The sequence below is a fragment of the Actinomyces sp. oral taxon 170 str. F0386 genome (genome assembly GCF_000195595.1).
Lineage (GTDB): Bacteria > Actinomycetota > Actinomycetes > Actinomycetales > Actinomycetaceae > Actinomyces.
This window is the reverse complement of sequence record NZ_GL882539.1, coordinates 168,966-192,195: the sequence shown is the minus strand read 5'-3', so window position 1 is coordinate 192,195 and position 23,230 is coordinate 168,966. Positions and strand designations below refer to the sequence as shown.

18 protein-coding genes and 1 pseudogene are annotated in these 23,230 nt (G+C 69.3%); 17 read left to right on the top strand and 2 right to left on the bottom strand.

The genetic code is table 11. From position 1 onward, the window contains the following. Positions 1-39: 39 nt before the first annotated feature. From HMPREF9056_RS07435 to HMPREF9056_RS07425, 3 genes are all read left to right on the top strand, one after another. Complete coding sequence (locus HMPREF9056_RS07435) at positions 40-1,635, top strand: SpaH/EbpB family LPXTG-anchored major pilin (RefSeq protein ID WP_009746833.1); 1,596 nt, start codon at positions 40-42, stop codon at positions 1,633-1,635. A 266-nt stretch (positions 1,636-1,901) separates the two neighbouring features. After that, positions 1,902-3,245, top strand: a complete 1,344-nt coding sequence (locus tag HMPREF9056_RS07430; RefSeq protein WP_034514192.1) for a class C sortase — start codon at positions 1,902-1,904, stop codon at positions 3,243-3,245. 68 nt (positions 3,246-3,313) lie between these two features. Further along, entirely contained in the window at positions 3,314-4,297 is a 984-nt protein-coding gene (locus tag HMPREF9056_RS07425; RefSeq protein ID WP_009746830.1) for a phosphatase PAP2 family protein, read from the top strand. A gap of 30 nt (positions 4,298-4,327) precedes the next feature. On the opposite strand, the gene HMPREF9056_RS07420 is transcribed toward HMPREF9056_RS07425, so the two are convergent. Both HMPREF9056_RS07420 and HMPREF9056_RS07415 read right to left on the bottom strand, forming a co-directional pair. After that, positions 4,328-6,040, bottom strand: a complete 1,713-nt coding sequence (locus HMPREF9056_RS07420; protein ID WP_253269972.1) for a cell wall metabolism sensor histidine kinase WalK — start codon at positions 6,038-6,040, stop codon at positions 4,328-4,330. Between the two features lie 47 nt (positions 6,041-6,087). Continuing rightward, entirely contained in the window at positions 6,088-6,834 is a 747-nt protein-coding gene (locus HMPREF9056_RS07415) for a response regulator transcription factor (protein ID WP_009746828.1), read from the bottom strand. Positions 6,835-7,122: 288 nt separating this feature from the next. On the opposite strand from HMPREF9056_RS07415, the gene HMPREF9056_RS07410 reads away from it, so the two are divergent. From HMPREF9056_RS07410 to HMPREF9056_RS14130, 14 genes and pseudogenes are all read left to right on the top strand, one after another. Then, positions 7,123-8,475, top strand: coding sequence for a PAS domain S-box protein (locus tag HMPREF9056_RS07410; protein ID WP_009746827.1), 1,353 nt, complete (start codon positions 7,123-7,125; stop codon positions 8,473-8,475). A gap of 169 nt (positions 8,476-8,644) precedes the next feature. Next, positions 8,645-9,979, top strand: coding sequence for a PAS domain S-box protein (locus HMPREF9056_RS07405; RefSeq protein WP_009746825.1), 1,335 nt, complete (start codon positions 8,645-8,647; stop codon positions 9,977-9,979). A gap of 290 nt (positions 9,980-10,269) precedes the next feature. Continuing rightward, positions 10,270-13,254, top strand: a complete 2,985-nt coding sequence (gene topA, locus HMPREF9056_RS07400; protein WP_009746823.1) for a type I DNA topoisomerase — start codon at positions 10,270-10,272, stop codon at positions 13,252-13,254. Positions 13,255-13,556: 302 nt separating this feature from the next. Beyond that, on the top strand, positions 13,557-14,123 hold the full coding sequence (locus HMPREF9056_RS07395; protein WP_009746822.1) for a DUF3060 domain-containing protein: 567 nt from the start codon (positions 13,557-13,559) through the stop codon (positions 14,121-14,123). 60 nt (positions 14,124-14,183) lie between these two features. After that, positions 14,184-14,276, top strand: a pseudogene (locus HMPREF9056_RS14140) (DNA-binding response regulator); the annotation flags it as partial. Between the two features lie 210 nt (positions 14,277-14,486). Further along, a complete protein-coding gene (locus HMPREF9056_RS07390) occupies positions 14,487-15,092 on the top strand; it encodes a DUF3060 domain-containing protein (RefSeq protein WP_009746820.1) in 606 nt (201 codons plus the stop codon). Positions 15,093-15,099: 7 nt separating this feature from the next. Further along, positions 15,100-15,828 carry a response regulator transcription factor gene (locus HMPREF9056_RS07385; protein WP_009746819.1) on the top strand — a complete coding sequence of 243 codons (729 nt, stop codon included), beginning with the start codon at positions 15,100-15,102 and terminating at the stop codon, positions 15,826-15,828. Next, positions 15,825-17,093 carry an ATP-binding protein gene (locus HMPREF9056_RS07380; RefSeq protein WP_367379065.1) on the top strand — a complete coding sequence of 423 codons (1,269 nt, stop codon included), beginning with the start codon at positions 15,825-15,827 and terminating at the stop codon, positions 17,091-17,093. Before HMPREF9056_RS07385 ends, HMPREF9056_RS07380 begins: the two co-directional genes overlap by 4 nt. A gap of 122 nt (positions 17,094-17,215) precedes the next feature. Beyond that, on the top strand, positions 17,216-18,466 hold the full coding sequence (locus HMPREF9056_RS07375) for an OmpA family protein (protein ID WP_009746817.1): 1,251 nt from the start codon (positions 17,216-17,218) through the stop codon (positions 18,464-18,466). A 77-nt stretch (positions 18,467-18,543) separates the two neighbouring features. Beyond that, positions 18,544-19,221 carry a hypothetical protein gene (locus HMPREF9056_RS07370; RefSeq protein WP_009746816.1) on the top strand — a complete coding sequence of 226 codons (678 nt, stop codon included), beginning with the start codon at positions 18,544-18,546 and terminating at the stop codon, positions 19,219-19,221. A 92-nt stretch (positions 19,222-19,313) separates the two neighbouring features. Next, positions 19,314-20,075 carry a dTMP kinase gene (gene tmk, locus HMPREF9056_RS07365; protein ID WP_009746815.1) on the top strand — a complete coding sequence of 254 codons (762 nt, stop codon included), beginning with the start codon at positions 19,314-19,316 and terminating at the stop codon, positions 20,073-20,075. Continuing rightward, entirely contained in the window at positions 20,072-21,355 is a 1,284-nt protein-coding gene (locus HMPREF9056_RS07360; RefSeq protein ID WP_009746814.1) for a DNA polymerase III subunit delta', read from the top strand. Before tmk ends, HMPREF9056_RS07360 begins: the two co-directional genes overlap by 4 nt. Before the next feature lie 872 nt (positions 21,356-22,227). Further along, entirely contained in the window at positions 22,228-22,785 is a 558-nt protein-coding gene (locus HMPREF9056_RS14135; protein ID WP_157185033.1) for a hypothetical protein, read from the top strand. A 171-nt stretch (positions 22,786-22,956) separates the two neighbouring features. Beyond that, entirely contained in the window at positions 22,957-23,118 is a 162-nt protein-coding gene (locus HMPREF9056_RS14130) for a hypothetical protein (protein ID WP_009746812.1), read from the top strand. Positions 23,119-23,230: the final 112 nt, after the last annotated feature.

The following is a 23,230-nucleotide window of genomic DNA, read 5'->3' as shown; positions in this document are numbered from 1 at the left end:
TATCCCTCACTCATCCCAACAACACAGGAGAGAACAGCAATGCACTCCCTCACCACGCGTCGAGGCCTCGGCCTCGCCGCAGCGATGACGCTCGCCGCAGGCGCGCTCGTCGCCCCGACCGGCGCGGCGGCACCCGCTGACCCGAACGGATCCACCATCGACCCCGATGCGGCCACGACACTGACCATCCACAAGTGTGAACAGACCGACGCCAACGGCGTCAAGGAGGGTACGGGTAACCCGGACCCCCAGGTCGAGTGCAAGCCCGTGGCCGGCGTCGAGTTCACCATCACCAAGCTGAACGTGGACCTGACCACGCCCGAGGGCTGGAAACAGCTTGCCGACGCCAAGGGTGACGTGGTCAAGGCCGGTGCTCTTAAGAGCAACACCACCCAGACGATCACCACCGGTGGGGACGGTCTGGCCTCCTTCACCGACGCTCAGACCGAGGTCGGCGCCTACCTCGTCAGCGAGACCAGGACCCCGGACAAGGTCATCCCGGCCGAGGACTTCGTCGTCACCCTGCCGATGACCAACCCGGACAACACCACCAAGTGGAACTACGACGTCCACGTCTACCCCAAGAACACCATCTCCGGTGTGGACAAGAAGGTGACGGACAAGCCGGCCCCCGGCTCCGGCCACGACATCACCTACACCATCACCACCTCCATCCCGAAGGTGGACTACCCGGGCGGCGCGCGCATCAAGCGCTACGAGGTCGTCGACCAGCTCGACAAGCGCATCAAGAAGGACGCCCTCACCCCGGTCGTCAAGATCGTCGGCCAGAACGAGACGTCTCTGGAGGACACCACCGACTACACCCTCATCACCGCTGAGGGCGCCGACCACAACTGGGCGACCATCCAGCTCACCGAGGAGGGTCGCCGCAAGGCCGCCGAGGCACGTCACAACGGCACTGGTGAGACCAAGGTCCAGGTGACTCTCACCGCCAAGTTCGACGCCACCGTCAACCTGGAGGGGGACCTGTCCAACACCGCAGGCCTCATCCCCAACGACAGCCCCAACTTCGCCTGGGACCCGAGCAACCCCGGTACGAAGGTCCCCGGTATCCCCACCACCCCCGTGCTCTCCAAGTACGGCAAGGTGGTCGTCACCAAGACCGGTACGGACGAGCTGGCCGACAAGACCAAGTACAACGGCGCCCAGTTCCAGGTCTACGAGTGCACCAAGACCGCCGGCGGCGCCACGCTGCGCGACGGCGACCCCAGCACCCAGGCCGTCGACCCGCTGACCATCGGCGGGGAGAAGACCTTCACCACCGCCGGTCAGGGCATGGTTGAGATCAACTACCTGCGCGCCAACGACTACGTCGACGGTGTGAAGAAGGACACGCTGACCGACGAGGACCACTACTGCCTCGTGGAGACCAAGGCGCCCGAGGGCTACACCCTCCAGGCCGACCCGATTCCCTTCCGCGTCCTGGCCGACAACGCCACGGCGAAGGCTCCGACCGCGGTGACCGTCACCGACGTGCCGAAGAACGCCGGCTTCCGCCTGCCGCTCACCGGTGCCAACGGCGTCATCTTCCTGACTGTCGCCGGTGCCCTCCTGGTGGCCGGTGGCGCAGTGGTCGCCTACGCCAACAAGCGCCGTCATGCCGCCAAGCACTGAGCACAGGCACTGAGACAGCGCCGAGTTCGCACTGACACGGTGCTGCGGTCCGGAGACCATCGGATCCCTGTAACCGAGGTTCGTGCCACGGTGCTGTAGACCGTTCCCTGTGGGGGAGGCGGGTCATCCCGTCTCCCCCACAGGGGCATCACCGCAAAGCTCCCACCCATCCGTTAACCCCAGCAGTCCCAGCGGCTTCTCGCGCCCCCGCCTCGCGGGCGAGACGCCGTCGGCAGCTATCCGATGAAGGAAGGCACGGTTCTCCCGTGACAGCGCTACTCCCATCCCGTCGTCCTCGTCCCCCTCGTCCGGACCAGGATTCATCGACCGACAGCGAGCCGATCGGCGCCTTGGAGGGGTCCCCGGACGCCGTCGGTACCCAGGGGCCGGGGGAGACATGCAGGGCCGCCCGCCGCAAGGTCCTGCGTGAGCGCTTCCTGACCTGGCTCCCGCTGGTCCTGGTCCTGGTCGGCGTCGCCGTCCTCATCTACCCGGTCATGGCGACCCAGCACAACAACGATGAGCAGCAGCGCCTGGCCGAGATGTACACCGCCTCGGTGGACTCGGCAGGACCGGAGGCCGTCGCCGCGGAGCGCGCCTCCGCCGAGACCTACAACAACAACCTGGAGAGCGCGCCGATCCTCGACCCCTGGCTCGAGTCGCAGCGCCCCGACACCCCCCAGTACCAGGCCTACCTCCATGAGATGGACCTCGATCCGGTCATGGCCCGGATCGTCATCCCCTCCATCCACGTGAGCCTGCCCGTCTACCACGGCACCGACACCCGGACGCTGGCCGAGGGCGTCGGTCACCTGTTCGGAACGAGCCTGCCGATCGGCGGCCCCTCCACCCACGCGGTCCTCACCGGCCACACCGGCCTGTCCACCGCGACCATGTTCGACAACCTCACCCAGGTCAAGAAGGGCGACGCCTTCTACGTCTCCTCCCTGGGGCAGACCCTCAAGTACGAGGTCACCGACATCACCGTCGTCAAGCCCGAGGAGACCGACTCCCTGCGCAAGGTGCCCGGCCGAGACCTGGTCACCCTCATCACCTGCACGCCCTACGGCGTCAACTCCCACCGCCTGCTGGTGACCGGAGAGCGCGTCCCCATGGACCCCACGGCCGCCGCGGCCGAGGAGGCCAAGGCCCTGCCCGCCCCCATGCAGACCTGGATGAAGGTCATCATCGTCGCCGTCGTCATCATCCTGGCGGTGGTCGCCGGCATCCTCGGTCGCCTGTGGTGGCGGCGTCGTCGCGCCCGGGCCGCCGACGGGCAGGACACCGATGGCTCTCCCGCCCCGGCCGGCAACGGGAACGACGTCGCCGATCGTAGTGATGATGCCGACGACGTCGGTGTCGCGGAGCGCTGGCCCGGGCGCCCTCTGCAGGACGTCGTCGACTTCGCCAAGGAGGACGCGCGGCTCACCGACCGGACCACCGGGCTCGAGGTCATCGGCTCCTCCACCGCTGCGGGCGCCGACCCGGCCTCCGAGGGATCCGGGAACCCCGAGACCACAGAGCCGGAGTCCCCCTACGGGCCGATCGCGGAGGCCGTCGGCGAACGGCGGGATGACCTGTTCAGTGACTTGGAGGCTCGCGAGCCGTGAGCAGTCCCGCACAGGAATCGCTGCTGACTTCCTATTGGTTGGTGCGCTCAAGAACCTACGATCGGCCGGTGGCCTCCTTCCAGTCGCAGACCTCCCGTTCCCTGGGACAGCTGCGTCTGCGTGGAAGCCTGCTGGCCCTGTCCTGCCTGGCGGCGACGATCGGTCTGTGGGGGCTGTTCGTGTTCACCCACACCGGCCAGGTCCTCGATGCCATGGCCCTGGAGGGCTCGGAGATCGGCTCGCACTACGTGAGCGACCACGCCCGCACCCTGCTGTCGGTGGTGTCGATGCCGGCGGCCGTCGTCCTCGTGGTGACGATCCTCATCATCGGCCTGCTGCGACGCAGCCACCGCCGGGCCGTGTGGGCCGTCGTCGCCGTGGTGGGGGCGAACCTGACCACCCAGCTCCTCAAGTACCAGATCCTGTGGCGCCCCGACTTCAACATCACCGAGCGCTGGGACAACGCCAACACCCTGCCCTCGGGCCACACGACCATGGCGGCCTCCGCCGCGGTCGCGCTCGTCCTGCTGTCCGGGCGGCGCTGGAGGGCGCTGTCGGCCTGGGCCGGGGCCCTGTTCACCATCGCCATGGGTTACTCCACCCTCGTGTGCCAGTGGCACCGTCCCTCCGACGTTTTGGCCGGGATCCTCGTGCCCGTCACCTGGGGCGCCGTCGCGGTGGCCGGCGGGGCCTGGCGCGCCCCCTGGTCCCTGCGCTCGGGGAAATGGGAGGAGGGCTCCGGAGAGGTGCCGGAGCTGACCACCGTGGGGACGATCCCGGTGACCGCCGCCGGTCCACGCCTGTGGCACCAGCTCCTCGGCAACGTCCTGCTGGCCTCGGTCGGCATCGTGTGTACGCTCGGTGCGCTCGGCCTGGGCACCTGGGTGTGGAGAGGCCTGGAGGGACCGGACTCGCGCTGGCAGCTCTTCGGCGCCTACGCCTCCGGCTCAGTGGCCGTCGTCGGCGTCACCTGCCTGACCCTGTCCGCGCTCGTCTCACTCACTGACTGGGGCCGCACCCGTCACAAGCACGAGCCCCGTCACCGTGACTGATCGCGACCGACGCGGCCCACTACTCCTCGACTACTCCTCGACGACGGCGGCCGGGAGCCTGACGGTGAAGGTGGTTCCGTGGTCCTCAGTCGCGATGGAGGAGTCGACGGCGATGCTCCCGCCGTGGGACTGGACAATGGCCAGAGCGATCGACATCCCCAGCCCCGTGGAGCCGGTGCGCCGCTCGCGAGAGGAGTCCCCGCGGGCGAAGCGCTCGAAGAGCCGGTCGCGCACCTCGGGAGCGATCCCCGGGCCGTCGTCCTGGATGCGCACGACGAGCGCGTTGCCCTCGCGCTCCAGCGTCGTGGTCACGTGACTGCCCGCAGGGGTGTGGACCCTGGCATTGGCCAGGAGGTTGACGACGACCTGGCGCAGGCGCGCCTCGTCACCGATGACCAGCGGCGGCTCGGGTAGGAAGTCCTCGGCCTCCTCCGGTGCCGCGTCGGCCGGCGGCTCGAGGACGGCCAGATCCAGCCGCCAGTCGTGCTCCGGCCCGGCCGCACGGGCGTCGGCCACCGTGTCCACCAGGAGCCCGACCAGGTCCACCTCCTCGCGGCGCAGCTCGCGCCCGGCGTCCAGGCGCGCCAGGAGCAGCAGGTCCTCTACGAGCGCCGCCATCCGCACCGACTCGGAGTGCACGCGCTCCAGGGCGTAGGTGGCCTCCTCCGGCAGATCGGCGTCGGCGCCCTCGCGGCGGATGAGCTCGGTGTAGCCGCGGATCGAGGCCAGCGGCGTACGCAGCTCGTGGGAGGCGTCGGCCACGAACCGGCGCACCTGCGTCTCCGAGCGCTGGCGGGCGCTGAGCGCGGACTCCACGTGCCCCAGCAGCGTGTTGAGGGCGCCGCCGACGTGCCCGACCTCCGCCGAGGAGGTCAGGTCCGACTCCTCCACGCGGTCCTTGATGCTCACCTCGCCGCGCTCCAGCGGCTGGGAGGCCACGCGGTGCGCGGTGCGGGCCACCCGTTCCAGGGGCGCCAGCGAGGAGCGCACCATGGCCCGCCCGGCCAGGGCCACCACGAGGGCGCCCAGCAGCGCCACCGCCAGCTCGATGAGCAGCTGGGTGCGGATGAGTGCCTTGTCCCCCTCCAGGGAGACCCCGGTGATGACCGTGTTCCCCGAGACCTCGTCACGCGTGGCCACCACCCGGTAGCTGCCCAGGTGGTGCAGGTGGACGGTGACAGGATGATCGTTGGTGGCCTCCGACAGCAGCAGCCGGCAGTCCTCTGTCGAGATGGAGGCGTAGTGGCCGTCCTTGTCGATGTAGGCGGCCGCCTCGCTGCCGGAGCCTGAGGACGCCTGCGTGGCCGGGGCGATGAGCGTCAGGGTGCCGGTGGACTGCCCCGCGGCGTCGAGTCCGGGGGGCACCCCCTGCTTGCCGGGGTCGCCGTCGGCTCCGCCGGCTCCGTCGGCCTTGTCCGCTCCGTCGGGCTGGGCCCCGCCTGCCTGGTTGTCCGGGTTGCTCCGGTCCTCCTGGGCCGCCTGATCGGAGGCCTTCTTGGCCTCCTGAGTCAGGTCGTGGCGCTTGTCCGCGGCGCGCTGGGCGGCCGCCATCAGCTGGCTGTCCGTCCGTACCATGAGGGTGTGACGCAGGCTGACGGTGGAGAAGGCGCTCATGACCGCCGCCATGACCAGAACCAGTCCGAGCACCCCGACCACCAGCCGAGTGCGCAGGCTGCGAGGAGGCGCCAGGAGAGAGCCGAGCCGCTTGCCGTCCGGCGCTGGGGGCCCTGATGTCTCTGACATATCTGACATATTCGGCATGTCCGGTATGGTCCGGCGTCCCCGGGCCGTCAGGCGCGCTCGTCGGCACCGGCGGCCGGCTTGAGGACGTAGCCGACGCCGCGCATCGTATGGATCATGGGCTCACGGCCCTTGTCGATCTTGCGGCGCAGGTAGGAGATGTAGAGCTCGACGATATTGGCCTGTCCGCCGAAGTCGTAGTTCCACACCCGGTCCAGGATCTGCGGCTTGGACAGGACCCGGCGGGGGTTGCGCATGAGGTAGCGCAGCAGCTCGAACTCGGTGGCGGTCAGCTGGATCTCGTCCTCGCCGCGCCAGACCTCGTGGGAGTCCTCGTCCATGCGCAGGTCCCCGACCTCCAGCAGGGAGTCGGGCTTCTCCTCACTGGCCCCCGAGCGGCGCAGCAGGGCGCGCAGCCGGGCCACGACCTCCTCCAGCGAGAAGGGCTTGGTGACGTAGTCGTCGCCACCGGCGGTCAGACCGGCCACCCGGTCCTCGACGGCGTCCTTGGCCGTCAGGAACAGGACCGGCACGTTGGGGCTGTGGCCGCGCACCCGGCGCATGACCTCCAGGCCGTCGAAGTCGGGCAGCATGATGTCCAGGACGATGACGTCGGGGTCGATCTCCTGGGCGGACCGGACCGCGGCGATCCCGGACCCGGCGGTCGTGACCTCCCAGCCCTCGTAACGCAGGGCGGAGGCGAGCAGGTCGGCGAGCATCTGCTCGTCGTCGACGACCAGGACGCGTAAGGGGGAGCCGTCAGCGCGGGTGAGGTTCTCGGTGGGGGCGTTAGTCACGTCGTCTATTCAACAGGAAGGCGCTGTGCTCGACCACAGCGCAACCTGTGTCTCGACTGTGTTACCGATCTGAGACCCAACGGCGACCCGGTGGGACGAGTGCTGTGACATGCTTATGCGGTCGTGCGTCTCGGTTGTTGATCCTCACACCCGTATGCACCAGAACGTTACTTCGTAGCGTAGTCGCACAGAAGGCGGCTCAGTGGTATCTCAGTCGCCTCCTTAATCCAACGTGTCGCTGCCGGTGATCCGGTGGTGACCGATTTCCCCTAACACAGCAGGAGAGTCATGGAATACGTCGATGGCAACGAGCGCCGCTTCGGTGCCGAGGACCTGTTCTTCTCGACGACGGATACCAAAGGTGTCATTCGCAGGACGAACCGAGTCTTCGATTCGCTGTCCCGTTACAGCGCCGAAGAGCTCATTGGCTCCCCTCACAACATCATTCGGCACGACGATATGCCCGCCGGTGCCTTCAAGCTCATGTGGGATGAGCTGGCGCAGGGGCGCTCGTCGTGCGTCTACGTGCTCAACCGGGCCAAGGACGGCCTGGACTACTGGGTCTTTGCCACGATCGCCCCGCTGTCCGACGGCTACCTGTCCGTGCGCGTGCGTCCGACCAACCACGCCATGTTCACCCCGGTCAAGGAGATCTACGCCCGGGTGCGGGCCGCTGAACGCGCCTACGCCGAGGAGGGTCACGGGCGCCGGGAGGTCGCCGAGCACGGCGCGGCGCTGCTGACCGAGGAGCTGGCGGGGCTTCAGTACCACGACCTGCACAACTTCGCCCGGGCCGCGCTTCCGCGCGAGCTGGCCCTGCTGGTGGTCGAGGGCGTCCGGGTGCCGCCGCGGGCCGAGTCCGACAACCCCATGTCCGCCGTCCTCCAGGCCGTCGCCGCGATCGAGCGGGACACTGACGAGCTCATCTACCAGCTCGGCGAGTACCAGGAGCTCATCAACGGTCTGGGCGCTTGGGCCGGCGGGGTGCGCTCGGTCATCGAGCGGGCCAACCGCGTGGGCTCCCTCATGGAGGAGGTGACCAGCCCCGACGGCGAGTCCTCCGTCCCCACCGTCTCCGAGCGCGTCAAGGAGCGCGGCGCCCAGGCCGTCGAGGTGCTCCGCCAGCTCAACTCCTCCCTGGTGGCGCTCTACGAGGCGGCCTCCGAGGTGCGCTTCCGCAGCTCGATGATGCGCCTTCACACCCTCATGGCCGGCATCTTCGCCGCTGCCGTCCTGGACGGTCAGGAGGGGGAGTCCGCCGACGCCATCGGTGACCTCGCCGAGGCGATGCTCTCCGACCTGGAGGAGCTGCTGCCCTCCTGCCAGGAGGCCGCGAACCTGGCCGAGCGTCTGGAGGGTGATCTGCGCACCGTGGTCAGCAACCTCGACCGCGTCAAGCGGCCCTTCCAGCGCTGGATCCGCGCCCTCCAGGACGAGGGGGCCCAGGCGCTGGTCGACGGCGTCGACGCCGAGGCCGCCCTGCAGGAGGCCATCGCCGTGGGTGAGCAGGGCTTCCCGGAGACGGCCTCCCTGGCAGAGCTGGCGGCCAAGGCCCGCGGCGTCGTCGTGACCCTGGACGAGCCGGTCATTCGTGAGCGGGTGGCAACGGTGCGCGAGACCTTGACCCGCCTGGGGGAGTAGTTAGCTGGAATCTACAAGATAGGTCCCAACTTACTGGTGACAATGTCATAAACAGTCTTCCGCGGGCCCGCGCGTGTCATTAAGGTTTTTCTGGCACTGTGCGAGGAACTAAGGAAATAGTCCTCGACGAGGTGCTCCCGCGAACCATCTACCATGAAGGAGAGCACCCATGGAATCGCAGGTCGGGTACGAGCGTTTGTTCGATCCACAGGACATCTTCTTTTCCACCACGGACCTGAAAGGTGTTATTCAGAACACCAACAGGACATTCGATACGCTCTCGCGCTACTCGCGTGAACGTCTCATCGGGGCTCCGCACAACATCATTCGTCACCTGGACATGCCGTCCGGCCTCTTCCGCCTCATCTGGGACGATCTGCAGTCCCAGCGTCCGGCCTGCGGCTATATCACCAACCGTGCGGTGGACGGACTGGACTACCGGGTCTTCGCCACGATCGTGCCGCTGCGTCAGGGGTACCTCTCGGTGCGGATCAAACCGATGGACGCCGTGACCCGGAACAAGGTCGAGGAGGCCTACCGTCGGGTGCGCGGCAAGGAGCGCGATCTCGAGGCCCGGGGCGCCTCGCGCCACCAGCTCGGCGAGTTCGGCGGTCGGGAGCTGGCCGCGGAGCTGACGGCCCTGGGCTTCTCCTCGTTGCACGACATGACGCTGGCGACCCTGCCGCGTGAGGTGGCCGCCTTGGTCAACTCCGGGGTGCGCGTCCCGGCGGTCGCTCCCGAGAGCCTGGGCGCCGTGGCCCGGATCCTCAACACGGTGGCCGCCATGGAGAAGGACACCAACGCCCTGGTCTTCGAGCTCGACGAGTACCTGCGCCTCATCACCACCATGGAGGCCACCCACGACTCCGCCCGGACGGTGGAGGCGCGGGTGGGGCGCATCGGTCAGCTGGTCTCCCACGACACCGGCAACGGGACCCAGACCAAGGCGCAGATGCTCGCCGAGCGCATCGCCGAGCTCACCGGGGCCGCGGGCTCGGAGCTGACCGGACTGCCCTCGCGCCTGCAGGTCCTGCACCAGTCGGTCACCGAGCTGCGCTTCTCCGTGGCCCTCATGCGCCTGCTCACCCTCATGGTGGGGCGCTTCGCCCAGTCCATCCTCGACGGCAGCGAGGTGGACGCCATGCACTCCCTGACGGACCTGTGTGAGGCGCTCGAGTCCGGCTTCCGCGGACTGGGCCCCGTGCTGCGGGCCGTGAGCACCCAGGTCGCCCAGCTCAACGACGCCCTGCACACGGTCACCTCCAGCCTGGACCGTGCGGCCCGGCGCCTGGGCCAGTGGGTCGACCTGCGTGGCGGCGGAGCCGGCTCCTCGGGCTCGCCGGTCGTTGATGAGGTCGCCCAGCTCACCTCGCGTGGCTTCCCCGAGGTCCGCTCGCTGGCCGAGCTGGCCGCCGAGTGCCGTGGCCTGCACCTGCCCTACGACGAGAGTATCGCCGCTCAGCGTCTGGCCGCCGTGCGCGGCGCCCTGGCCGAGCTCATCTGAAGGCCTGCCACTCCGGGGAGCCGTCCACCTGCGGCCGTCTGAATCGGAAGGCGCCTGTTGAGACGAAAGTCGTTTTCCGTGCACTGCCCGGTTGGAAAAGGTGGGTGGTGCGTTACAGTCGGCTGAGAGCCGGCGTGAGCCGACTCCCCGCCGTACGCCCTCGTCAGGACTCCGGATCGCCTCGATCCCGCGGAGATCATCCGGGCTCGCCCGGACCTGCCGACGTCGTGAACCGCCCGCAGACCCGCCAGGCGCGGCCAGCCGCGCACCACCCGTGAGGAAGGCTTTACGTGTCCACCAAGCTCGTCATCGTGGAGTCCCCCAACAAGGTGCGTTCCATTGCCGGCTACCTCGGTCCGGAGTTCGACGTCGAGGCCTCCGTGGGGCATATCCGCGACCTGCCGCAGCCCTCCGAGCTGCCCGCCACCATGAAGAAGGGCCCGTACGGGAAGTTCGCGGTCGACGTCGAGGACGACTTCACGCCCTACTACGTGGTCAACCCTGACAAGAAGAAGACGGTCGCCCAGCTCAAGAAGGCCCTCAAGAACGCCGACGAGCTCTACCTGGCCACCGACGACGACCGCGAGGGCGAGGCCATCGCCTGGCACCTTCAGCAGGTTCTCAAGCCCAAGGTGCCGGTGCGCCGCATGGTCTTCACCGAGATCACCCGCGAGGCCGTCACCCGGGCCCTGAGCAACACCCGGGACCTGGACATCCACCTCGTCGACGCCCAGGAGACCCGCCGCATCCTGGACCGCCTCGTGGGCTACGAGGTCAGCCCGGTCCTGTGGCGCAAGGTCCGCGCGGGCCTGTCCGCCGGACGCGTCCAGTCAGTGGCCACCCGTCTCGTCGTCGAGCGCGAGCGAGAGCGCATGGCCTTCCGCTCGGCCTCCTACTGGGGAGTGGAGGCCGACTTCTCCACCGTCCTGTCCCCGGTGGACGTCGCCGCTCGTCAGGACGCCTCCTTCACCGCCCGCCTCGTCACCCTCGACGGGCGGCGCGTGGCCACCGGCCGCGACTTCAATGACGAGGGCCAGCTGCGCCCCGCCGCACTCAAGGCCTCCGCCGTCCACCTCCACCAGGTGGGCGCCACCGCCGTCGCCGAGGCCATCGGCCGGGGCGAGCCGCGCGTGGCCGGCGTCGAGGACAAGCCCTACAAGCGCCGCCCGGCGGCCCCCTTCACCACCTCCACCCTTCAGCAGGAGGCCTCCCGCAAGCTGCGCATGAACCCGCGCGAGACCATGCGCGTGGCGCAGGGCCTCTACGAGAACGGCTTCATCACCTACATGCGCACCGACTCCACGGTCCTGTCCGGTCAGGCCGTGGCCGCGGCCCGCTCACAGGTCGCCGAGCTCTACGGGGCCGAGTACGTCCCCGAGCGCCCCCGCGTCTACGCCTCCAAGTCCAAGGGCGCCCAGGAGGCCCACGAGGCGATCCGCCCCGCCGGCGACCACTTCCGCACCCCGGCCCAGGTCTCCGGCGAGCTCACCGGCGCCCAGTTCCGCCTCTACGAGCTCATCTGGAAGCGGACCGTGGCCTCCCAGATGGCCGACGCCGTCGGCTCGACCGCCACGGTGACCGTCGAGGTGCCGCTGACCCCGGCGGCCGGCGAGTCGCGCGACTCCGGCCCCACCTTCTCCACGGCCGGCCTGACGGCGTCGGGCACCGTCATCACCTTCCGCGGTTTCCTGGCCGCATACGAGGAGGGCCGCGACGCCGAGCGCTACCAGGAGGACTCCGGCGCCTCCACCAAGGACTCCAAGGATGTGCGCCTGCCCGCGATGATCACCGGTCAGGAGCTCGCCGCCCTGTCCGCCGAGGCCTCCGGCCACGAGACGACGCCGCCGCCGCGCTACACCGAGGCCTCCCTGGTCAAGGCCCTCGAGGAGCGTGAGATCGGCCGCCCTTCGACGTATGCGGCCACCATGTCCACGATCTCCGACCGCGGCTACGTCGACCACCGCGGCCAGGCCCTGGTGCCGACCTGGCTCGCCTTCGCCGTCACCCGCCTGCTGGAGGAGAACTTCACCGAGCTCGTCGACTACGACTTCACCGCCTCCATGGAGCGCGACCTGGACCGGATCGCCGCCGGAGAGGAGGAGAGGGTCGCCTGGCTGCGGCGCTTCTACAACGGTCAGGGCGCCTCCGACGCCGTCGCACAGGAGATCGCTCAGGCCGCGGCCACCGGTGAGCTGGACACGGCCGCCGCCTCCGCCGCCGAGCTGCGGGCCCAGGGGCTCAAGGGCCTGGTGGACAACCTCGGTGAGATCGACGCCCGGGCCGTCAACTCCATCGAGATCGGCGAGGGCATCACTCTGCGGGTGGGGCGCTACGGTCCCTACCTGGAGGACGGCGAGGGCAAGCGCGCCAACGTACCCGCCGACGTCGCCCCCGACGAGCTGACGGTGGACAAGGCCCGTGAGCTCTTCGCCCGGGCCGCTGACGACGGCCGTGAGCTGGGCATCGACCCGGTCAGTGGGCGCGTCATCATCGCCAAGGACGGCCGGTACGGCCCCTACGTCACCGAGGTACTGCCCGACCCCGAGGAGGCGGCCGAGGCGGACGCGGCCGCCTCAGCTGCTGCCACCGACTCGGCCGGTGAGGCAGCGACCAAGAAGTCGGCGAGGTCTACGAAGACCGCGAAGACCAGGAAGAAGACCACCAAGACAGCCAAGCCCAAGCCCCGCACGGCCAGCCTCCTGCGCTCCATGGACCTGTCCACGGTGACCCTGGAGCAGGCCCTGGACCTGCTGAGCCTGCCGCGCGTCGTCGGGCAGGACCCGGAGTCGGGGACGGACATCACCGCCCAGAACGGCCGTTACGGGCCCTACCTCAAGAAGGGGACGGACTCGCGCTCCCTGGAGACCGAGGAGCAGATCTTCACCGTTACCCTGGAGCAGGCCCTGGAGCTCTTCGCTCAGCCCAAGCGGCGCCGGGGACAGGCGGCCGCCCGCGGGCCGCTGCGCGAGCTCGGTGAGGACCCGGCCACCGGTAAGCCCGTGGTCATCAAGGACGGCCGCTTCGGCCCCTACTTCACCGACGGGGAGACCAATGTGACCCTGCGTCGCGGCGACGACCCGGCCACCGTCACGCCCGAGCGCGCCTTCGAGCTGCTCGCCGAGAAACGCGCCAAGGGCCCGGCCAAGAAGCCCGCGCGCAAGACCGCCGCCAAGAAGACGACGGCGAAGAAGACCACCACCAAGAAGACCGCGGCAAGGACCGCCACCAAGAAGACGACGGCGACGAGCAAGGCGGCCGCCTCGAAGGAGGGCTGAGGGCCGCGGCGGTGGCGCTGGCCGCCGCCGTCGGCCTTGGCCGGGGACATTCCACACGCCGGGGTGCGTCCCCTCCGGTCGGGGACCAGATTCCTGTCCCCGACCGCGTCGAATGCCCCCGACTGTGAGCAAGGGGCCCCGACGGCGCAGAATGTCCCCGTCCGCGTAAGCCGAGTACCCCGTAATCATCATCGCGGCCCGTGTCACAGTTCTCGGCGACAGCGCTGCGACGAGGAGGAGGTAACCGGCCGATATTATATCTTGCGTGTAACTCCCCACATGATTCCTGAGAGGAACCCGTTATGCGTCTGCCCAAGATCGTTCTCGCCGGTACCGCCGCCCTGGCCCTGTCCGTCAGCCTGGGCGCCTGCTCCCTGTCCGTCAACGGTCCCGGCTCCGGGGACTCCGACACGCCGGCCGCCCAGGCCGAGCAGGAGGACTCTCAGAGTGCTGACTCCAAGGACTCGTCCAAAACCGATGCCCAGGGAGCGGCGACAACCGACTCCCAGCCCTCCTCCGGCGGCTCGGCTCAGGCCACCGCCGTCCCCATCACGGACCCCACCTGGAAGGACATCATCAGCACGGGGGAGCGCGAGGAGGTCTTACGCGACATTTCCGTCGTGGGCGACGGACTTACCTACAACCTGGTCGGTAGCATCGGAGATCTGAACGTTGGGGGATCCGAGGTTAAGGTCGCCGCCGAGGATGTGGACACGGTGACTATCCGAGGCTCGGACGTTACTGTCTACGCCCGCGACATCAAGCATCTTCGCATCATGGGCTCCAACGTTACCGTCCACTGGCTGGGTGATGACCCCGACATCCAGGACACTGGCGTCAACAACACCACTGGGAAGCTCTCCCAGTGAGACTGCCATGACTTGACTCAGCCTGCCGCACCGGTTCCGTCCGCCACCGTCCTGCTCGTCGACGACTACTTGTCCAAGCCCTTCGACCCCGCCGAGCTTGCCTCCCGGATCCGTGCGGTATTGCGCCGCGCCCGTGGCGTGGCTCAGCCGCTGGCCTTGGCCGGGGGTATTCCACGCGTCCGGTGACCGGATTCCCGTCCCCGACGACGTCGAACGTCCTCGGTCGCACAGGCGTTTTTCTTCCGTGAGCATCATCGCGGTCCCCGTCGCAGTTCTGCGACAGATCGGCGACGGTGCGGGGACAACCGGCCGGTATTGTATTTCGTGTACAACTCCCCCACATGATTCCTGAGAGGACCCATCATGCGTCTGCCCAAGATCGTTCTCGCCGGTACCGCCGCCCTGGCCCTGTCCGTCAGCCTGGGCGCCTGCTCCTTCTCCGTCAACGGTTCGGGCTCGAGCGACTCGGCCTCGTCGGCCGCGACCCAGGCCGAGCAGAAGGACCAGAGCAGGACCACGAGCGCCGATTCCAGCGGCTCCGCCAAGACCGACTCCAAAGACTCGGCGAAGTCCGGCTCCCAGTCCTCCTCGAACGGCTCGGCGAAGGCCTCCGCCGACTCCGACGACAAGGACGGCGACGACGCCCCTATCACGGACGCCGCCTGGAAGGACATCCAGAGCAAGGGGCAGCGCACGGAGGTCTCCGGCTCCTACTCGGTCCAGGACGCCGGGTCGACCCTCAACCTGGTCGGCGACCTCGACACCCTGACGGTCCAGGGGGCCGAGACCAAGATCGCCGCCGAGGACATCGACACCCTCATCATCCAGGGCAGCGACGTCACCGTCTACGCCCGCGACATCGACAACCTCCAGATCCAGGGCGCCAACGTCACCGTCCACTGGCTGGGTGACGACCCGGTCATCCAGGACATGGGCGTCGGCAGCACCACCGGGAAGCTCACCCAGTGAGACTGCTGTGACCCTCCCTGCCGCACCGGCTCCGTCCGCCACCGTCCTGCTCGTCGACGACGAGGCCCCCATCCGCCGCTCGCTGGGCCCCTACCTGGAGCGCAGCGGGTACCGGGTCCTGCTCGCCTCGGACGGGGCGGAGGCCCTGGACCTCCTGGCCTCCTACCAGGTCGACATCATCGTCTCCGACGTCCTCATGCCCAGGATGGACGGGCGCGAGCTGGTGCGGCGGGTGAGGGCCGGTGGGGCCTGGACCCCCATCATCCTGCTCACCCAGGTCGACGCCTCCTACGAACGGATCTCGGCGCTCGACGACGGTGCCGACGACTACCTGTCCAAGCCCTTCGACCCCGCCGAGCTCGCCTCCCGGATCTGTGCCGTCCTGCGCCGCACCCGGGGCATGGCCCAGCCGCTGACCTCAGCCTCCAGGCTTGTGGCCGGCGAGCTCGTCCTGGAGCGGACCTCTCGACGGGTCACCCTGGCCGGACGCGAGGTGGCGCTGACGCCGAAGGCCACCGTGCTCCTGGACTACCTCATGAGTCACCCCGGTGAGCTCCATACGCGCGAGGACCTGCTGGCTTCCCTGTGGGGCATCGACTTCGCCACCTCCACACGCGCCGTCGACCATCGCATCCGCGAGATCCGTCAGGCGCTGGGTGACGACGCCGCCAACCCCACCTACATCGAGACGGTCCCCTCCGTCGGCTACCGCTTCCGGGCCGGGGTCCGGGCATGAGCCAGTCACCGTCGGAGACTCCGGCGCCGAACCTGCCGCCCTCGCTCCCGCCCCAGGCGGCTCCGCATGACGGCCGCACCCGGTACCTGCCTCCCACCGTGGATGCGGGTGGGCCCCAGACCGTGGAGATCCGTCAGCCCTATGCGGGCCCGTCGCATCCTCCGGCCACTTCCGTGACGGTTCCTGCGCCCACGGCTCAGCCGACGATGGGCTGGCCGGTGGTCACTCGGCCCACCACGGGGCAGCCCGCCATGGGTGCCGACCGCCCCGTGGAGCCGCCCTCCGGTCCCACCCCCGAGGCCGCCCCGGTCGCCCCGACCTCCGCCACGGAGAGGTCCTCCGGCAGGATGTGGATCGGGTGGTTGCTCGCGCTGCTCGTCATCGCCGTCGTGGTGGCCGTCGCCTATGTCGTCTACGGCCTGTCGCCCCTGTTCATCACGACGACCGTGCCGCTCGCCGTCGCGGAGGTCGGTGTCGTGCTGGTGCTGCTGGCGCTGCTCGTCACCGCGGGGCGTCACCGGGCACGGTGGGCGGTCGAGCGGGCCCGTCGTGAGGCCCAGCAGGAGGCCTGGGCCCGCCACCAGCAGTTCCTGCGCCGCCTGGACCACGAGCTGAAGAACCCGCTGACGGCGGTGCGTGCCGCTGTCGCCGACCTACCGCAGGCCCACCCCCAGGAGCTGCAGACTCGGGTTGACGTCGTCGACGCCCAGGCCCGCCGGATGGGGCGCCTGGTGACGGATCTGCGCAAGCTGGCCGACTTGGAGACGGCCGCACTGTCACTGGAGGACGTCGACATCGCCGAGACCGTCCAGGACGCCGCCCAGGCCGTCAGCGAGGAGAACTCCACCCGAGATGGGGCGCCCACGATTCGCCTGGACCTGCCACGGGTGCCCTGGCCGCTGTCGCACGTGCGTGGCGACGGCGATCTGCTCTACTCGGCCATCTACAACGTCATCTCCAACGCCGCGAAGTACACCGGGCCGGGTGGGGCCGTGGAGGTGCGCGGTCGGGAGGATACCGGCACCGTCACCATCGAGGTGGCCGACACCGGTATCGGGGTGCCGCAGGCGGATCTTCCGGCGGTGTGGAGCGAGCTGGCCCGCGCCGGCAACGCCCGGGGGCTGCCGGGCTCTGGGCTCGGGCTGGCGCTCGTGGCGACGATCGTGCGCCGTCATGGTGGGAGCGTTCGCATGGCCTCCCGTGAGGGTGTGGGGACCCGGGTGTGGTTGAGCCTGCCCGTTGCGGGCCCATTGGATACGCCGTGACCGCGCACGGCGGGTCGGCGGCCGGCCCCGAGCAACCCCGCCATCACTCCGCTGGGGTCCTGTCGCAGGACTGCGACAGGGCGGGAACTCCGTGGCGACAACGTGCCGGTAACGTTCAGGTCATGACAAAAGCACTCGTCTCCCTGCCCTCCCTTGCTCTCATCACCACCCTCGCGCTGAGCGGCTGCTCCCTGTCCATCGGCGGCTCGTCGTCGCAGGCCCAGAGCCAGGAGACCCAGGCCAGTCAGGCCGGCTCGGGCTCCGGCAGCTCCACGGGAAGCGCCAACGGCTCGGCCTCCGCCCGGGCGACGGGAACGGCCACCTCCACGGGCCAGGCCGTGGCCGGCTACGAGCCCGGCCAGATCCCGCCGATCCCCATGATCGCGCTGCCCGATCTCAGCCTGCTCACCCAGTCCACGGGCGCCTTCGCCCCGGACCTCACGCGCTCCATCACCTCCCAGCCCGGTGTCACGGTCAGGCCGGCCCGCTGTGACGCGAGCGGCTCGCTCGTCTCCGGGTCCACGGTGCTCGGCGGTGACGGCTCGATGACCACGAGCTCAGGATCAACCGCGGTCACCAACAACGGCGACGGATCCGGGACCTTCTCCGACGGCAAGGTCTCCATCACCAACAACGGTGACGGCTCAGGCACCTACAGCGACGGCAAGGTCTCCATCGTCGTCAACGGTGACGGTTCAGGCACCTACAGCGACGATCACCTCTCCGTCGTCGTCAACGGCGACGGTTCGGGGACCTACAGCGACTCCACCACCGGGGAGTCCATCGTCCTGAGTGGTGACGGCTCGGGCACCTACAGCCGTGGAGAGGTCTCCATCGTCAACAACGGTGACGGCTCGGGCACCTACTCCGACTCCACCACCTCCATCGTCAACGACGGAACGGGCAGCGCCATCGTCAACGGCAGGACCGTCTCCGCCAAGCCGGTCCCCAAGGCCGGCAAGGTCGGTACCTTCCCCTCCATCGACGCCGCCAAGCCGGTGCAGTCCTGCGGCACGGTCATCACCCTGGAGGACAGCGTCCTGTTCGACTTCGGCTCATCCGACCTGCGCTCCGAGGCCTCGACCACGCTCACCAACCTGGCCACCGTCCTCAAGGACTCCAAGGCCCCCAAGGTCCAGGTCCAGGGGCACACCGACTCCGTCTCCGACGACGCCTCCAACCAGACCCTCTCCGAGCAGCGGGCCAAGGCGGTCACCGACGCACTCACCTCCGACGGCGTCACCGCCGCCATCGAGTCCGTCGGCTACGGAGAGACCAGGCCCGTCGCCCCCAACGAGAGCTCCGACGGCTTCGACAACCCCGCCGGGCGGCGCCTCAACCGCCGCGTCGAGGTCTTCGTCCCGGCCTTCTGACCCGCCTGATCATCAGGCCGCCCGTCCACCACGTCCACCTGACCGCCCTCACCACATCTGAATACCGGAGAAGAACCATGTCCCTGACCACTCGTCCCCTCAGTCCCCGCCGTGCAGCTGCCGTCGTCCTCGTGTCCCTGTCCCTGACCGGCATCAGCGCCTGCTCCGTATCCATCGGCGGCGGATCCACCGACCAGGACGCAGCCGCCACCGCGAGCCAGGAGGCTCCCTCAACCGAGCAGGCCGCACCCGCCTCACAGTCCGCGACGCCGGCGAACGGTTCTCAGATCCCGTCGGCGCAGGCCTCCGCCCCGAGCACCCAGGAGCAGACTGCCCCGGCAGCATCCGTCGGGGCCGGCGCGACCGGAGCCGGTGCGCAGCCCGCGGCCGGTGAGCGCCCCGGCGCCCAGGCGACCATCACCGACAGCAAGTGGCTGGAGGGACTCGAGGACGTGGACCGAACTGTCTCGGCATCCCCCTCCATGATCCTGGACAAGGCCAATGAAGACGTTCGTATCGAGGGGGATGTGGATGCCCTCAGCGTCTCCGCGAGCAACGTGGAGGTCTTCGCCGACTATGTCAGCGTGCTGACCATCTCCGGCAGTAACGTCACTGTCTATGTCAAGGATGTCGACCGCGTCGTCATCAAGGGAAGCGGCGTGGATGTGGTCTGGGCCGGCAGCACCCCGAAGGTGGAGGACTTCGGAACCAACACCGAGACCCGTTCCCAGAGCACCAAGAGCAGCCGCGGCTGACTGAGGCCGTCGCAGCCTCACCGTCCCATCCTCACCGTGCGGCCCGCCCGGTTCCCGAGCCCGGCGGGCCGCACGGCCGCTACGCTGGAGACGTGACTCAGCCGCCCCCCGCCACGGCCCACCCCGGTCTGTTCATCTCCTTCGAGGGAGGCGACGGCGTCGGCAAGACGACGCAGATCCGCATCCTCGCCGACCTCCTGACCGCCGCCGACGTCGATCACGTCCTCACCCGTGAGCCGGGCGGCACCGGGCTCGGCCTTGAGATCCGTCGCCTTCTCCTGCACGGCGGGTACGTCGCCCCGCGCGCCGAGGCTCTCCTGTACGCCGCTGATCGAGCCCACCACATCGCCACCCGCGTGCGGCCCGCCCTCGAGCGCGGTGCCGTCGTTCTGGCCGACCGCTACCTCGACTCCTCGGTCGCCTACCAGGGGGCGGCCCGTTCGCTGGGGCCCCAGGAGGTGCGCGATCTGTCTCTATGGGCCACCGAGGGCCTCCTGCCGGACCTGACCATCCTGCTCGACGGCGACCCCGACCTGGCCGAGCAGCGCGCCACCGGCCGCGGTGCCAAGGACCGTCTGGAGCAGGAGGGGGGTACGTTCCGCACCTCCCTGCGCCGGCAGTTCCTCGCCCTGGCCGAGGCCGAGCCCGGGCGCTTCGTCGTCATCGACGCCGACCGTTCCGTCGACCAGGTGGCCGACGACGTCATTGGGGCCGCCGTCGAGGCCGTGCGTCGCCACGGAGTGCGCCACGAGCGAGACGGGGCCCACCAGGGGGCCCTCGTCGACCTGGAGGCCTTCGTCGAGGCCGCTGCTCGCCGCAGCGCCGGGGAACCGCTCAAGGGAGCGGGCTCATGAGTGTGTGGGAGGACGTCGTCGGTCAGGAGGCCGCCGTGGCTGCCTTCAGTGCCGCGGCTCAGGCCGCCCGTGAGGTGGCCGAGCAACGCGAGGCGAGCGCCGCCGCCGGAACCGCCCCGGTGGCTGCGGGCATCGCGGGCGGAGTGGATGGTGCCGATGGCATGGGACGCGGGGGAGCGGGCTCTCCAGGGCCCGTCGGGCTCGCAATGACCCACGCCTGGCTCGTGACCGGCCCTCCCGGATCGGGCCGCTCGAATGCCGCCCGCGCCTTCGCCGCCGCCCTGCAGTGCACCGGTCCCGTGCCCGGCTGCGGACAGTGCAAGCCCTGCCGCGACGTCATGGCCGGCTCCCACCCCGACGTCGTGCGCCTGACCACCGAGAAGCTCATCATCACGATGGACGAGGTCAAGACTCTCATCGGTGAGGCCCAGCGCCGGCCCTGGACCGGCCGCTGGCGGGTCATCCTCGTCGAGGACGCCGACCGCATGGCCGAGCGCACCACCAACGTCCTGCTCAAGTCCATCGAGGAGCCTCCGCCCCAGACCGTGTGGCTGCTGTGCACCCCCAGCGCCGACGACGTCCTGCCCACCATCCGCTCCCGCTGCCGCCTGGTGACGTTGCGGATCCCGCCGGCTGACGCCGTCGCCGAGCTCCTCGTGCGCCGCGACGGCGCCGACCCCGCGCTGGCCGCCCGGGCCGCTCGGGCCAGCCAGTCGCATATCGGACTCGCCCGGCACCTGGCCACCGACGTCGACGCCTGGGACCGGCGCCGCCGCCTCCTGCTCGCCCCGGTCTCGTTGCGCAGCGTCGGCGACGCCGTCCTGGCCGCCGCCTCCCTGGTCGATGCCGCCGAGTCCGAGGCCAAGGAGGCCACCGCCGAGCGCGACGCCCGAGAGAAGGCCGAGCTCACCCGCGCACTCGGCCTGGAGAGCGACGGGAAGATCCCGGCGGCCCTGCGCGCCCAGATCCGCCAGCTCGAGGAGGACCAGAAGCGCCGCGCCAAGCGCGCTCGCACCGACGTCCTGGACCGGGCCATGATCGACCTGCTGTCCTTCTACCGCGATGTGCTCACCACCCAGATGGGCAGCGACGTCGAGCGTGTCAACCTCGACCTGGCCGACGCCGTCGACCAGGCGGCCCGCACCACGACCCCCGAGCAGTCCCTGGCCCGGATCGCCGCCATCGAGGAGTGTCGCAGCCGCCTGCGCTCCAACGCCGCCCCGCTGCTGGCCGTCGAGGCCCTCATGGTCCAGCTGCGCCCCCAGGCCGAAGGAGGGTGACCCCCATGTCCTACCCGGGTTACCAGGGGATGCCCCACCCTCCACCCCGTCCGGGGGCTCCGTACGGACCGGCTGCACCGTATGCACCAGATACCCCAGCTGCTCAGCGCCCTCTGCCCTCTCCGGGTACGCCTGGCAGCGGTCCTCATGACAGCTCCTACGGACAGCCTCGCTACCCGGTACAGGCTCTCCCGCAGCAGGCGCCGCCGCAGTCCGTGACCCGTGCGCCGGGAATGCTCGCGCGCCTCGGCGGCGGAGGCATGATGGTTCTTGGGCTGGTTCTCGTGGGCGGCGTCGTGCTCTTTCTTGTCAACGGTGAGCTGATCGCCGGCTGTTGCTTCCTGATCGGTGCATCGGTCACCCTCGTGATCGGATGCTGGCTCTTCCGTATGCGCACAGTTTTCGACGCCTCGGGAATCCATTCCTGCTGGGGTCTGGGGACTCGGCATCTTCCCTGGCCGGCCTCACGAGCCGACTTCGAGGTGAAGGATCAGCCGGTCAAGAACACCGGGTATCGCACGCAGATGAGGCTCGTGACCGTCAGTGTGTCATCCAACTGGCGCAGTTTCCCTTTGTTCGGCTACCTCGTCTGGGGTGTAGGACTTCCGGGTGCGCGAGCACGTGCCCATGCCGATCTCGACGCGATCTGGTCCTGGGCGGTGGCTCAGGGGTACGTTTCGCCCCCTGCCGGTCGGGCGCTCACTGGTGGTCCTCAACCTGGTTGGTCTCGGGACTCGACTCAGGAGCCCACTTGGGCGGATGCGGAAGACAGAGCGGTCACTTCGAGGACCGACTACCGCCAGGCCTATGCTCCCGATCGAGTCGTTCTGCGACGCCGCGAAGAGTCTCCCTGGAGACTCCTGAACTGGGCCGTGAGTGCGCCTCTCATCTGCCTTTACGGCGCCTCCATCATCAGTCGCAGTGATCCGACTAAGTATTCCGGCTCCAGGAGCGAGATCCTTGGTCAAGGCGCTCTGACTGCTGCGATCGGGATTCTCGTCATTCTCATCGGGATCACTGTTCTGGTGGCCTCCGTCTGGGCGATCAGAACCAGAAGAACCACGTTGGTGGTTACCAGGTCCGGCTTCGAGCTCAGTAACGGCGTCTCCCGGAAGCGGTTCGCCTGGCCGACGTCGCGCAGCTCCCTCTTCGCCGCCGCCAACGTGGGGTGGCTGGGCCGGGACATCGCGGTCTTCGTCCTCGACGAGGCCGGCAATGCCGTCGAGGTCCCCGGCATGCGATGGAGCGCGGAGGACGACCTGGCGATGACGAACGCCGTACGAGTGGTCCATGACCTGTGGTCCTGGGGCGAGTCCCGAGGAGTGGCTCGCGACGACGGCGCCTACCGTCCCGCCAGGAAGGTCTCGGTGGAGCGGGGGCGCGCCTCCCTGGCACGCCGGCTGGCCTACAACCGCACCGGTATCCAGTGAGAAGACTGGGCTGCACCACGGCGGTACGGCGCCAAGACCAGGACAGTCGCCAAAGGACGTGCAAGGGTGTCGTATGACGGCAACGTGTTCCGGATACGGTGGCCCCGTTCCGCCCCCGCGGACAGTCTCCGACCAGTCCGGCATCCACAGCCGCACGGTGCAGCTGGGGGAATGATCGCCCAGGCGATCACCGAGGACAGGGCGTACCAGTCCATGGGGGTCGAACTCGACCGGATCTGGATGGGGGCCATGTCCTGGGGCCTGGTGCGTCCCGAGAATCCTCAGGGCAATGGAGCCGGCGGGGCATGGAGCGCCGTTCCGGCTCATCCCTGAGAGGGATCACAAACCATACGAACGGTTCATACGATGCTGTCCATGGAGACGAGAATAAGAAAACACAGACCTTGGAACGATGTCGTTTCTGCGGTGATGAGCAGGGGAGGGC

What these genes read in the sequence shown, in the direction of transcription:
- HMPREF9056_RS07435 (WP_009746833.1), top strand. Translation starts at nt 40, where the DNA reads ATGCACTCCCTCACCACGCGTCGAGGCCTCGGCCTCGCCGCAGCGATG.
- HMPREF9056_RS07420 (WP_253269972.1), bottom strand. Translation starts at nt 6,040, where the DNA reads ATGTCAGAGACATCAGGGCCCCCAGCGCCGGACGGCAAGCGGCTCGGC.
- HMPREF9056_RS07410 (WP_009746827.1), top strand. Translation starts at nt 7,123, where the DNA reads ATGGAATACGTCGATGGCAACGAGCGCCGCTTCGGTGCCGAGGACCTG.
- HMPREF9056_RS07405 (WP_009746825.1), top strand. Translation starts at nt 8,645, where the DNA reads ATGGAATCGCAGGTCGGGTACGAGCGTTTGTTCGATCCACAGGACATC.
- HMPREF9056_RS07395 (WP_009746822.1), top strand. Translation starts at nt 13,557, where the DNA reads ATGCGTCTGCCCAAGATCGTTCTCGCCGGTACCGCCGCCCTGGCCCTG.
- HMPREF9056_RS07390 (WP_009746820.1), top strand. Translation starts at nt 14,487, where the DNA reads ATGCGTCTGCCCAAGATCGTTCTCGCCGGTACCGCCGCCCTGGCCCTG.
- HMPREF9056_RS07380 (WP_367379065.1), top strand. Translation starts at nt 15,825, where the DNA reads ATGAGCCAGTCACCGTCGGAGACTCCGGCGCCGAACCTGCCGCCCTCG.
- HMPREF9056_RS07375 (WP_009746817.1), top strand. Translation starts at nt 17,216, where the DNA reads ATGACAAAAGCACTCGTCTCCCTGCCCTCCCTTGCTCTCATCACCACC.
- HMPREF9056_RS07370 (WP_009746816.1), top strand. Translation starts at nt 18,544, where the DNA reads ATGTCCCTGACCACTCGTCCCCTCAGTCCCCGCCGTGCAGCTGCCGTC.
- HMPREF9056_RS07360 (WP_009746814.1), top strand. Translation starts at nt 20,072, where the DNA reads ATGAGTGTGTGGGAGGACGTCGTCGGTCAGGAGGCCGCCGTGGCTGCC.
- HMPREF9056_RS14130 (WP_009746812.1), top strand. Translation starts at nt 22,957, where the DNA reads ATGATCGCCCAGGCGATCACCGAGGACAGGGCGTACCAGTCCATGGGG.